Annotated in this window: 9 protein-coding genes and 1 tRNA gene; 5 read left to right on the top strand and 5 right to left on the bottom strand. The window is 50.9% G+C overall.

The window, feature by feature from the left end; genetic code table 11:
* A tRNA-Arg gene (locus tag BMY09_RS12470) sits at nucleotides 1-76 on the bottom strand.
* 331 nt (nucleotides 77-407) lie between these two features.
* Between BMY09_RS12470 and folD the strand changes: the two genes are divergently transcribed.
* Both folD and BMY09_RS12460 read left to right on the top strand, forming a co-directional pair.
* A complete protein-coding gene (folD, locus tag BMY09_RS12465; RefSeq protein ID WP_091358685.1) occupies nucleotides 408-1,259 on the top strand; it encodes a bifunctional methylenetetrahydrofolate dehydrogenase/methenyltetrahydrofolate cyclohydrolase FolD in 852 nt (283 codons plus the stop codon).
* A gap of 307 nt (nucleotides 1,260-1,566) precedes the next feature.
* Nucleotides 1,567-3,702: an FAD-dependent oxidoreductase gene (locus BMY09_RS12460; protein WP_091358683.1), complete on the top strand. Its 2,136-nt coding sequence runs from the start codon at nucleotides 1,567-1,569 to the stop codon at nucleotides 3,700-3,702.
* A gap of 103 nt (nucleotides 3,703-3,805) precedes the next feature.
* On the opposite strand, the gene BMY09_RS12455 is transcribed toward BMY09_RS12460, so the two are convergent.
* Nucleotides 3,806-4,651: a mechanosensitive ion channel family protein gene (locus BMY09_RS12455; protein WP_091358682.1), complete on the bottom strand. Its 846-nt coding sequence runs from the start codon at nucleotides 4,649-4,651 to the stop codon at nucleotides 3,806-3,808.
* A gap of 301 nt (nucleotides 4,652-4,952) precedes the next feature.
* Here BMY09_RS12455 and BMY09_RS12450 point away from each other — a divergent pair, with 301 nt between their 5' ends.
* Nucleotides 4,953-6,029, top strand: coding sequence for an FUSC family protein (locus BMY09_RS12450; protein ID WP_245756576.1), 1,077 nt, complete (start codon nucleotides 4,953-4,955; stop codon nucleotides 6,027-6,029).
* A 91-nt stretch (nucleotides 6,030-6,120) separates the two neighbouring features.
* On the opposite strand, the gene BMY09_RS12445 is transcribed toward BMY09_RS12450, so the two are convergent.
* Together BMY09_RS12445 and BMY09_RS12440 are read right to left on the bottom strand one after the other, a co-directional pair.
* Nucleotides 6,121-7,554, bottom strand: coding sequence for an aldehyde dehydrogenase family protein (locus BMY09_RS12445; RefSeq protein ID WP_091358679.1), 1,434 nt, complete (start codon nucleotides 7,552-7,554; stop codon nucleotides 6,121-6,123).
* Between the two features lie 129 nt (nucleotides 7,555-7,683).
* Complete coding sequence (locus BMY09_RS12440) at nucleotides 7,684-8,565, bottom strand: nuclear transport factor 2 family protein (RefSeq protein WP_091358676.1); 882 nt, start codon at nucleotides 8,563-8,565, stop codon at nucleotides 7,684-7,686.
* A 142-nt stretch (nucleotides 8,566-8,707) separates the two neighbouring features.
* Here BMY09_RS12440 and BMY09_RS12435 point away from each other — a divergent pair, with 142 nt between their 5' ends.
* Both BMY09_RS12435 and nhaD read left to right on the top strand, forming a co-directional pair.
* Complete coding sequence (locus tag BMY09_RS12435; protein WP_091358674.1) at nucleotides 8,708-9,604, top strand: helix-turn-helix domain-containing protein; 897 nt, start codon at nucleotides 8,708-8,710, stop codon at nucleotides 9,602-9,604.
* 170 nt (nucleotides 9,605-9,774) lie between these two features.
* Nucleotides 9,775-11,010, top strand: coding sequence for a sodium:proton antiporter NhaD (gene nhaD / locus BMY09_RS12430; protein WP_091358669.1), 1,236 nt, complete (start codon nucleotides 9,775-9,777; stop codon nucleotides 11,008-11,010).
* Nucleotides 11,011-11,031: 21 nt separating this feature from the next.
* Here the strand turns inward: nhaD and BMY09_RS12425 are convergent, their stop codons facing one another.
* Entirely contained in the window at nucleotides 11,032-11,943 is a 912-nt protein-coding gene (locus BMY09_RS12425) for a helix-turn-helix domain-containing protein (RefSeq protein ID WP_175483528.1), read from the bottom strand.
* Nucleotides 11,944-12,062 lie beyond the last annotated feature (119 nt).

Genomic DNA, 12,062 nt, shown 5'->3' with positions numbered 1-12,062 from the left:
TGGCGCGCCCGGCAGGGGTCGAACCTGCAACCGCTCGCTTAGAAGGCGAGTGCTCTATCCATTGAGCTACGGGCGCCTGACACTGCCCGACCTTGTTAGAAGCACTATCTGCAACCAGGTGCGTCATGACCCTCCCTTCAAGGTGGTGCGCATAATATATATCGCTTTATACCCCGTCAACACCCTTTTTTAAAATTTTAACAAAATAAACCACTTAGCAATTTTCTGCTATTACGACCCACAAACACAATCGCTCCATTAAAAACCGGTTTTCAGTCGCCTGCCCGGGCCTGCCTTCAATAACCACTGAGGAACAAAGTCTGCCCGGCGGATTTCCCCTTGGAGGATAGGGGCAACCATGAGACAATCCGCGCCATCAAAAAATGACTGAGGAAAACATTCGTAAGATGAGCGCTCAGATAATTGACGGCAAACAGATTGCCCAAAATGTTCGCGAACAGGTTGCCGCTGGGGTAAAAGCCCGCATTGATCAGGGCAAACGCCCCCCCAGTCTGGCAGTAGTACTGGTAGGCTTCGACCCCGCCTCGCAGGTTTATGTCAGAAACAAGAAGAATGCGTGTAAAGAGGTCGGCATTGAGTCCGTCTCTTACGACCTGCCCGCCGAAACCACGCAGCAACAACTGCTTGATCTGGTCGATGAGCTGAACAGCGATCCTAAGATTGACGGCATACTGGTCCAGCTCCCTCTGCCAGACCATCTGGAAGCCAATGAGATTCTTGAGCGAATCCGCCCCGAAAAGGATGTCGATGGCTTCCATCCGTTCAATTTAGGCCGCCTTGCTCAGCGACTCCCAGCACTTCGCCCCTGCACCCCGAAGGGGGTCATCACACTGCTGCAATCAACAGGTGAACCGATACGGGGTAAAGATGCCGTCATTGTGGGGGCTTCTAATATCGTTGGCCGCCCCATGACACTTGAGCTACTGCTGGCAGGCTGCACGACAACCACAACCCATCGTTTTACTCAGGACCTGGCCAGCCATGTGCAGCGGGCGGATATTGTCGTTGTCGGGGTTGGTATTCCAGGCCTGGTTAAGGGTGAATGGATAAAACCGGGAGCGATAGTTATCGATGTTGGCATCAACCGCCTGGAAGATGGCCGTCTGGTAGGCGATGTTGAATACGATATTGCTGCGCAACGGGCTGGCTGGATTACCCCCGTACCCGGCGGCGTTGGCCCTATGACCGTCGCCACTCTGATGGAAAACACACTGGAAGCTGCAAATAACCACAGCTGAGTCCAATCGCTTTGAAAAAGGCCTTTTATCCTCCCAGTGGAGACCATAAAAGGCCTTTTTTTATTGGGCTGATGCAACATTAACCTCAGGCCTGGGAAAAATCAGCAAACAGATCAAACATTAACGGAACCAACAGCATCCGTTTACATCACTATATTCAGGAAATTTTCAGGTTAGTATGCCACTATCTTTTGGCAACAACCGTTAACAACCGTTTTTGGCAACAATCTTTTACACACTAGCGACACAATTTAATACACCGGTCTGACACCGGAAACACCGCCACCCATGCTGAGCAAATCTGTTTATGAATAGTAAAAAAATCATCCTGATCGTTGTCATTGCCGCCCTGATCAGCGCGTTCTTCCTGCTGGACCTGGGCAGCTACCTGAATCTTGGCTATGTGAAATCGCAACAGGACAGTTTACAAAGCTGGGTAGCCAATAACCGCCTGGCAGCGCTTGCCGCGTTTATGCTGATCTACACCGTTGTCACCGCCCTGTCTCTTCCCGGTGCGGCGGTTATGACACTGCTCGGCGGCGCGATCTTCGGCCTGTTTACCGGTTTACTGCTGGTCTCATTTGCCAGCTCAATCGGTGCGACCCTGGCGTTTCTGATCTCCCGGTATCTGTTACGGGAACCATTGACCAACAAGTTTTCAAAATATATCGATCCGATCAACCGGGGGATTGAAAAGGACGGGATATCCTACCTGTTCACCCTTCGTCTGGTGCCGCTGTTCCCGTTTTTTGTTATCAATGCGGTTATGGGGATGACCCGGATGAAAGCGGGCACCTTCTATTGGGTCAGTCAGTTAGGGATGTTGCCTGGCACCGCTGTTTTCGTCAATGCGGGTACTCAGCTTGCGGCCATTGAACAACCCGGGGATATTCTCTCCCCCAGCCTGATCCTCTCTTTCTGTTTATTAGGCGCCTTCCCGTGGATCGCAAAATCCATTGCCGATGCGGTCAAACAGCGGCGCGTTTACACCGGGTTTAACAAGCCGAAGAAATTCGACACGAATATGGTGGTGATAGGTGCTGGAGCTGGCGGGCTGGTAACCTCCTATATTGCGGCGGCAACCAGGGCAAAAGTCACCCTGATAGAACGTCATAAGATGGGAGGTGACTGCCTCAATACAGGCTGCGTGCCTTCAAAAGCCCTGATCCGCACCACCCACTTCCTCGCAGATATACGTGACGCTGAACAGCTTGGCATCCGAAAAGCGGCTGTCGAATACGACTTCGCGGAGGTTATGGAGCGGGTGCAACGGATAATACAGACCATCGAACCCCATGACTCCATCGCACGTTATGAATCACTCGGGGTCGACTGCGTTACCGGAGAGGCGTTTATTCGCAGCCCGTGGGAGGTTGAAGTTAACGGCAAAACCATCACCACCCGGAACATCGTGATTGCAACCGGAGCCCGCCCGACAATCCCTCAGATCCCCGGCATTGACAAGGTCGATCCACTGACGTCGGATACCGTATGGGGACTGCGTCAGCGCCCTGAGCGATTGCTGATACTTGGCGCAGGCGCTATCGGTTGTGAACTGGGACAGTGTTTTGCCCGACTGGGTAGCACAGTTTCAATCCTCTTCCGGGGCAATCAGGTGCTGACCCGGGAAGACCAGGATGCCGCCGCCGTGGTCGAAAAACGCTTGATAGAGGATGGTATCAGGATCTGCTCAGGCCACACACCACTCCGCTTTGAAGTCGCCGCCAAAGGATATGAACTGGTGTGCCGCCACAATGACCAGGAAAAACGTATCGGCTTCGATAAACTGCTGGTGGCAACCGGTCGTAGTGCCAATGTCACAGGCTTTGGTCTGGAAGACCTGGGTATCACAGCCCAGCCCGGCGGCACCATTCAGGTAGATGATTATCTGCGCACTCGATTTCCCAATATACTCGCCTGCGGTGATGTCATAGGTCCCTATCAGTTCACCCACGCAGCCAGTCATCAGGCCTGGTATGCCGCTGTCAATGGACTGTTTGGTCAACTGAAACGGTTCCGCGTGGATTACCGGTTTATCCCATTTACCACCTATACCAGCCCCGAAGTGGCCCGTATCGGTCTGAATGAGAAACAGGCCATCGATAAAGGCATCGCCTATGAAGTGGTGCGCTACAACCTGGAAGAGCTGGACCGGGCGATCACAGACGAAGCGGCATACGGTTTTGTAAAAGTATTATTAAAACCCGGCAGCGATAAGATTATCGGAGTGACACTGGTGGGTGAACATGCCGCTGAGATGCTTCCCGAATTCGCCCTGGCGATGAAAAACAAACTGGGGCTGAACAAGATCCTTGGTACCCTGCATGCGTACCCTACCCTGAATGAAGCCAACCGCTTTGTTGCCGGTGAGTGGAAAAAGCAGCATGCGCCGCAAAAGGTACTTGGCTGGCTGGAGAGATTTCACAGCTGGAAACGTGGCTGACCACTCCCCCCTGAAACAACGTTCTTTAAGACCAAAAAAAGCCCTGAACTTCAGGGCTTTTAATATACAATATCAATATATTATAAGATTTATATAATGTTATTTATAACACAAGTTCTTTGGTCGTCTCATTCACCAGAATCACTTTCCGATGCGGGAACGGAATCTCTATCTCATTCTCATCCAGCGCTTTCTTGATCTGCTCCGGCACAGAGTAAAGCAGATCAAAATAGTGCTCGCCTTTACAGAATGGCCGCACCAGAAAATCAACCGAGCTGTTATTCAATGTTTCGACTTCAACAAAGGGGGCTGGGTTCTTTAACACATGGGGATGGTTTGCCAATACTGCTTCGATCACTGAACGGGCAGCATCAGTACTTTCAGCATACGCCACCCCAAAGCGCATATCGACACCCCGGATATCATAGTGAGAGTGATTGATAATCTGATCACCCCAGATCTGCGAGTTAGGTACGATGATCTGCTGATTATCAAATGTCTGCAGTATCGTAGTAAACATATCGATCTCTGTCACCTTACCAAAGCGCCCTGCCGCCTCAATAAAATCATTCACTTTATAGGGACGAAAAATCAGCAGCATTACCCCGGCTGCCAGATTCGACATTGCCCCCTGTAGTGCCAGACCGACCGCCAGACCTGCCGCACCCAGTAACGCAACAATCGAAGCGGTCTGCACACCAAAGCGATTCAGTACTGCGATCATCACAAACGCAATGATCACATAGCGGGCCACGCTGCCGAGGAAACGGAACAGCGTATCATCCAGATGCTTATTCTTTTTACTGGCAGCCACAATGAGCTTATTCACCCTGCCCGCAAACCATAAGCCCAGCAGCAGGATAACAATTGCCAGAAGAATATTACTTGCCCAGTCAATCGCGACTGGAAAGTATTGGTTCATATCAATTTTTTCTAATAACTCCGACATCGTTTAATTTTCCCTTGTTTATCTTCCCTTAGGAGGCGAAATACCTGCATAACACTTCAGGCGCAAAATGCGAGTGAATAACAGTGGCGATGCGAAGTCAATCAACAGCCCCCTCTCCCTTGAAAAACGCGAGGGATGACAATGTAGAACTAAAGTAATTTAGCTGGAATATTGTTTAACGACCCTACTGTCCAGTACACTTACCTGATTACCTGAGTTAGCAATCTACAGCGCATTAATAATCTGTACTTCCCACAAAAGATCCGCCAGATAGTTATCGTGTTCAGATTAAGGACAACCTTTGAGTAGCAATCATCCTGTAAAATCCCTGTGGTTACAGCTTTGGAACGTGATTAAACCATTATCAGAGCTTAGCGATCATAAGCGCCCACTGGGGTTTCTGGCGATCTCCGCATTTTCGGTAACATTGCCGGCGCTGTTTGGTGCCTGGATCGGTCAGCTTTCAGCGGCCATGTTAGCCTGCATGGGGGGACTGGTGATTCTCTACATGCGCCAGACAGACATTTCCCGCCGAATGATGATACTGGCAACCTGCGCTTTTGGCTTTGCCCTGAGTTTTGCGTTGGGAGTTTTAACAAGCTTCAACCCATTCCTTTCCGCAGCGACCCTCACTCTGACCGCATTTCTGGTTACAACGATCTGCCGTTATTACGCTTTACCACCCCCCGGTACACTGTTTTTTATCGTAGTAGCATGTCTGGCCAGAACCCTGCCATTCGACCTTTCACTAGCGGCAGAGCGAACGGGGATTCTGATGTTCGGAGCCATGAGCGCCTGCCTGCTCGCACTCATTTACAGCGTCTACCAGGTCTTTTTTTCGAAAGATTATGTCAATCGGCCGACCGAAGCCGTGGACAATAACATCATCGCGATCACAATTGAGTCTCTGGTGATCAGTCTGTTTGTCGGTGGTGGTTATCTTCTGGCGATCATGGCGGATCTCGACAACCCGTACTGGGTGCCTATATCCACGGCAGCGATTATGCAGGGCGCCACTTTTCGGGCAATATGGCACCGCAATGTTCATCGGATAGTGGGCACAACGATTGGTATGGGAATCGCCTGGGCGATTTTTTTACTCGCCCCGGGCCCATGGGAACTGGCGCTGCTGATTTTTATACTGAGCTTTTTTATCGAGATTCTGATAACCCGGAACTATGGCCTGGCAGTGATATTTATCACCCCGCTGACGGTGATATTTGCCGATATAACCATCGCAGGATCAGACACCGGTCACCTGATGCTTTCACGCCTGCTGGATATTATTCTGGGCTGTTTGATTGGTTTCGCGGGTGGCTGGGTCATCCACCACCCTAAATTTGTCCGTTCAGTCAATAAAATACTACCCCAGAGGTAAGCTACTGATAAAAGCTAAAAACATCAGTGCTAAAAAAAGAGGCTCCTCACCGGCAGCCCCTTTGCTTAAGCCATTAAGAAAACGATGCAGATCAGCCCCAGCCGGAGACCGCCTTCACTTCCAGAAAGTCTTCCAGCCCCCAGACACCGCCTTCACGACCATTGCCTGACTGTTTATAGCCGCCGAATGGTGCCCCGGCACCTAAGCTCGTACCATTGATCTGCACCATACCGGCACGCAACCGGCGCGCAACCCGCGCAGCCTTCTCGCTATCCTGAGTCTGAATATAGTCAGTCAGGCCATAGGGGGTATCGTTGGCAATCGAGATAGCTTCCTCCTCTGTATCAAAGGGGATAATGGTCAGCACCGGGCCAAAGATCTCCTCCCGGGCGATACTCATCTGATTATTGATATCGGCAAACACGGTCGGTTTAACGAAATAACCTCTTTCAAGCCCCTCTGGCTTACCCGGGCCACCCGCCACCAGCCGTCCACCCTCTGCGATACCTTTTTCAATCAGGCCCTGAATTTTGTCATACTGCTGCTGCGACACCACCGGACCGATATGCCGACCCTCGACACTGGCCCGATCAACGGCGGTCTGACTGGCTATTTCAGCGGCAGTTGCTACCGCCTGATCATAAATGGAACGCTCCACCAGCATCCGGGTAGGCGCATTACAGGACTGACCACTGTTATTGAAACAGTGACGTACGCCTCGCACCACCGCCTTATCGTCGGCATCGGCAAAGACGATGTTCGCACCCTTGCCACCCAACTCGAGTGCCACGCGCTTCACCGTATCGGCCGCATTTTTAGAGATAGCGATACCGGCACGGGTTGAACCGGTAAAAGAGACCATATCCACTTCAGGATGCCCTGTCAGAGCAGAGCCGACGCCAACACCGTCACCATTCACCAGGTTAAATACGCCTGCCGGGAAACCGGCCTGATCGATCATCTCAGCAAACAGCATCGATGACAGTGGTGCAATTTCCGAGGGTTTTAACACCATGGTGCAACCGGCAGCGAGTGCCGCAACCACTTTCAGGGTGACCTGATTCATTGGCCAGTTCCAGGGCGTTATCAGTGCGCATACCCCGATGGGTTCATGCAGAATACGGTTATCCGGTGCGTGGGGCCCCAGTGGTTGGTCAAACTCATACGATTTCAACGCCCGGATCAAACTTTTGATGTGCCCGGAACCACTACCGCACTGCGCGGTGCGGGCCAATGCAAGCGGCGCCCCCATCTCCACAGAGATCGCCTCAGCCATCTCTTGCGAACGTTCATTGTAGATTGCCTGCAATTTTTCAAGCAGCGCCAGACGCTCCTCTTTTGACGTTTGGCTCCACTGATCAAAAGCCCCCCGGGCTGCGGCTACCGCCGCGTCAGCATCGGCCTCCCCACCCAGTGAGATCACCGCGCAAACTGCTTCAGTTGATGGGTCAATTACCTCAAAGTCATGACTCTGAGCCGGGGCAGTCCACCGGCCATCAATATAAAACTGGCGTTTATCAGACATCTTTGCTTTTCCTTTATCGTACAAATTTCAAAAACACAGAGACAGGTATAGCGCTGATAAACACCCCGGCGCAAGGGGTAACACCCATTACTGTCAAAATGATGAGTGCTCCCCTCCGCTCAGACCGGCTTACAGGCCGAACTTGCCATTGCTGTTTTGCCACTGAGATTCAGGCGGAATCGTTTCAATGGTATCCCAGTGCTCTACGATCAGCCCGTTATCAACCCGAAACAGATCATAAAAAGACACATGCTTGCCCAGGAACTCTCCTTCACTCACCGCCAGCACAAAATTATGCTCACCCAGAATCTTATGGTTTTGAGTATAACGCAACGGCGTGCCCTGACGAGCCAGTTCACCCAGTGCGGCCCCAAGATTTTGCAGACCATCGCCAATGGCCGGGTTATGCTGAATATAGTCACCCTCGGCAGGACCAATAAAGCTGCCAGTTTTAGCCATCTCGCCCTCAATCAGAATGGTTTTCACAAAATCGGCAACCAGCGTTTTACTCGTTTCAGTATCGATGGCTGTATCGATCCCGGTAGCGCCATCCAACTGGGTCCGGCCTCCGGGGTTCGGCTCAGCCTTCTGCACCAGATTATCCCAGTGCTCTACGATCAGGCCGTTGTCAAAACGAAAGATATCAAACCCGACCTTTGGCCCGAAAAAATTATAGTCCGTATGGGTGAATACAAAATCACCGTCCTGAAACACCCTGACCGTATTAACCTTCGCACTCCCTTCAGGCAGGGCCTGCAACACTGCCCCAAAACCGGCCAAACCGTCGGCCACCGCCAGGTTATGCTGGGTATAGTTGTGCGCATTAATATAAGCGATGGGCTCCAGCGCACCTGTTTCAATGCTTTTCAGCAACTCAACTACTTTCTGTTTCTGTAACATCTTCTCTACCCCTTTATTATCAGCAGCTAAAGCGGGTGTGGCAGTTATCGCCACAGTCAGCACACTCACTGCACAGCCTGAGTGAAATACTGTCCTGATACTGGTTTTCATCAATAACTCCTGCTCAACAAACAATGTTTTTACGTTGCCTCAAACCTGAGCCTATTATCCCGGCTTCACCGACTGGTAACGAGGTAGCAGATCGCCATATAATGATCAAAATCGAGCAAAGCTTATTCAGAGACAGATTTGTATGCCCAGCCAGCGGCTCGCCAGCACGATCAGAAAGACGCACTTCAGCAATAGTCGCCTGAATGCACTGGGTATCGAGTTACTTGATCTGGATGATATTCGGAATAAGCTTTCGCATAGCCACTATTCAAGACCGGAAAGAGTCGATTTTGAACTGTTGATGCTGGTCACTTCCGGACAGGGTGTCCATACCGTTGATTTCACCGACTGGCAGCTCAGCACGGGTTCTCTGGTGGTTGTCAGGCAGGGACAGGTGCAGCAATGGCATCCGCATCAGTCGTTTACAGCTGAGCTTATTCTCATCGACCCAACCGCCCTGCCAGGCTCTGTCCCGCTGATCAGCAGCAAGGAGGCAGCGCTCTATAAACGGCTCGAGTGGCGTACCTGCACTGCACTTGATCAGGCCATGCAGAAGGAGTTTAGTAACAGCTTCAGACTGCTGCGGGATGATATCAGCCGCTTCGATAACAGCGATCTGGAGCAGGCACTGTTTCGTCACCAGCTTCAAACGCTGCTGCTACGACTGGCACGCTGGCAGCGGGATCTTGTCCCCCCTGTGGTTGTCCACCAGCAGGGCTATAAAACCTACCGTTTATTTCAATCGCTTCTGGAGCAGCACTTCGCCCAGCAACATAGTCTGAAGTTTTATGCCAACAGGCTGGGGTATTCTGAAAGTACTATCAGCAGAGCCAGCCACTCTGTCGAAGGACGTAGTGCGAAAGCGGTAATTGATTCAAGAATCGTGCTGGAAGCCAAACGCCTGTTAGTACACAGCGATCTATCGGTAACAGAACTGGCCCACGCTATGGGTTTTTCCGAAGCCACAAATTTCATCAAATTTTTCCGGCGTCATGCAGGCGTCACTCCCCTGCTATTTCGTCAGCAAAGGGCCATCTGAAAGTAACCTTACATAAATAAAGGACTGAAAATGGCTTACCCACGCCTTTAGCACCTAAATAAAAGTAGTAATCCTAATTTTTTATACCTTAGTGCGTTATATCTATTGTCAACGCGCGGTACAAAAGTAGAAAATAGCCGCCTTATAAAATTTTGATAACGAGAATAACCATGCACTACTTGTTGCTGGGCCTGATTATCCTCGCCTTTGTACTGATCGTCTTTGAAGATGTTGTTCATCTGAACAAAGCAAAGTCGACGCTGTTTATCGGTACGCTGGTGTGGATTCTAGCCTTCGTTTTCCCTGAAAAATCACCTCAGGCAATACAGGAGGCGCTCAACGAGCAACTCCTTGATATCGCTATATTGTGGCTATTCCTGATGGCCGCTATGACCTTTGTAGCCTACCTCAACGAAAAAGGTCTGATTACTCAGTTGGTATACCGGTTATTGCCCAGCCAGCTTAAACTCAGCACGCTGATGATTCTGATCGCTTTGCTGGGCCTGATGTTTTCATCCCTGGCGGATAACATCACCGCTTCGCTGATCATGCTCTCGCTGCTGGCCTCACTAAAACTGGAAACCAAAGATACGCTGAAGTTCGCCGCACTGATTGTCTTTGCGGTTAACTCCGGTGGTGTATCGCTGATTACCGGTGATGTAACCACACTGATGATCTTCCTTAACGGCAAGGTGTCGATTCTTAATCTGATGCTGCTGATCCTGCCAGCCATGGCCGGAGTGGCTATACTGGCGCTGATTCTGATGCAGGGCAGCAATGAGATGATCACTCTGCCCAAATTTAAGCGCCCTATTGCTGCTGGCGATAAACTGATCGCCGCCCTGTTCCTGCTGACCATTATCAGCACTCTGGCAATGAGCGTGCTGTTTTCCGTTCCACCAGTGCTGACCTTCCTGTTTGGTCTGGCGCTGATGTTTATTGTCCATCGTATTATCTTCAGAAAAGAACAGAACCCTAACGTTCTGGAATACGTCCGCGAGATCGAATTCGATACCCTGCTGTTCTTCCTTGGGGTACTGCTGTTGGTAGGCATGTTGAAAGAGCTGTCGATACTGAAGCTGCTGCCAGAGCTCTACACGATGATGCCAGCGGTGGTAGCCAACTATGTCATCGGTATTCTGTCAGCATTCGTGGATAACGTACCGCTGACGGCTGCAATCCTGCAATCAGATATTCCGATGACCAAGGGTGAATGGCTGGGGCTGACCTATGCGGTCGGTGTGGGCGGTTCAATTCTGATTGTCGGTTCAGCTGCCGGTGTAATCGCACTGAGTAAGCTTGAAGCGCTCTCCTTTATCACCTATCTGCGCTTCATCCATTGGCTGCTGGTTGCCTATACCTGCGGTTATCTGGCGGTGATGGGTCTGACTAAACTGCTGCTCTGACAGACAGCCAATCCAGCGGGGCTATCTGTCCCGCTGGTTTCTGAACGCCCCCGGGCTTAAGCCGACTCTCCTTTTAAAGAAACGGGAAAAGTAAGCCGGATCTTTAAATCCCAGATCATAAGCGATCAGCGAAGCCGGTGCGGCGGTGTAGATCAGAAACCGCTGCGCTTCCAGAATCAGCCGGTCCTGTAACAGCTCGCTGACACTTTTCCCGGCCACCGCTGCGCAGGCCCGATTAAGTCCAATCGGAGTTGTGCTGAGCATCTCGGCATACTGGTTTGCTGACAGGTGATCCCGGTAGTGCAGTTCAATCAGCTGACATAACTCCTTATAGCGCTGCTCATAGCGGCTGCCTACATCAGAACGACTGTAGGCCGAGTGCAACTTGCGCCCGATACGGATCAGCAATGAGAACAGCAACCACTCAAACATCAGCGCCTTAGCAGGCTGATTATCAAAATACTCCCGTCTCAGCTCCTTAACCTGCTGATCAATCAGTGCCTGATCAGGATCGCTCTCCGATAAAGGGATAATCAGCGCTTTACTCAACAGCTCCTCCTTAAAGGGAAAACGCCGCTGAAACTGCTCATCCAGCATCAGCAGTTGCGACACCGTCACAACCGCTCCCTCTGTGGCATCCTGATCAAACTCAAACCCATGCACAACACCCGCCGGGATAGTAATCAGGCAGGGGCCTGACTCCACCTGCTCCAGTCCATCGATGTGGATTCGGGCGCTACCTTTACGCACATAGATAATCTGAAACATCTTCGGATGGGTATGGATATTGATGGTCCAGTCAAACAGTTCTGCCCGGGTACGGATATCCTCAATATGGATAAATTCCGGATCACCCAGCGATTGCTCTTCACTGTAGAGCGAGTAGGTTGAGATCAGCCTGTCAGCCGTAAGATCACTGTTAATTTTATTCATGACTTCTATCACTAAGTGCATTTACAGATAGTTTAACTGTTATAAAAGTACAATGCTTTGCTCAGAATATCCATTTTTTAAGTAGGTTATTGCACCTACACTGAATACAGTTCCAATAA

This window comes from Amphritea atlantica, assembly GCF_900111095.1.
In the GTDB taxonomy this organism is placed as follows: Bacteria; Pseudomonadota; Gammaproteobacteria; order Pseudomonadales; family Balneatricaceae; genus Amphritea; species Amphritea atlantica.
This window is presented reverse-complemented; position numbering and strand designations above follow the sequence as displayed.

What these genes read in the sequence shown, in the direction of transcription:
- BMY09_RS12435 (WP_091358674.1), top strand. Translation starts at nt 8,708, where the DNA reads ATGCCCAGCCAGCGGCTCGCCAGCACGATCAGAAAGACGCACTTCAGC.
- BMY09_RS12425 (WP_175483528.1), bottom strand. Translation starts at nt 11,943, where the DNA reads ATGAATAAAATTAACAGTGATCTTACGGCTGACAGGCTGATCTCAACC.
- BMY09_RS12440 (WP_091358676.1), bottom strand. Translation starts at nt 8,565, where the DNA reads ATGAAAACCAGTATCAGGACAGTATTTCACTCAGGCTGTGCAGTGAGT.
- folD (WP_091358685.1), top strand. Translation starts at nt 408, where the DNA reads ATGAGCGCTCAGATAATTGACGGCAAACAGATTGCCCAAAATGTTCGC.
- BMY09_RS12445 (WP_091358679.1), bottom strand. Translation starts at nt 7,554, where the DNA reads ATGTCTGATAAACGCCAGTTTTATATTGATGGCCGGTGGACTGCCCCG.
- nhaD (WP_091358669.1), top strand. Translation starts at nt 9,775, where the DNA reads ATGCACTACTTGTTGCTGGGCCTGATTATCCTCGCCTTTGTACTGATC.
- BMY09_RS12460 (WP_091358683.1), top strand. Translation starts at nt 1,567, where the DNA reads ATGAATAGTAAAAAAATCATCCTGATCGTTGTCATTGCCGCCCTGATC.
- BMY09_RS12455 (WP_091358682.1), bottom strand. Translation starts at nt 4,651, where the DNA reads ATGTCGGAGTTATTAGAAAAAATTGATATGAACCAATACTTTCCAGTC.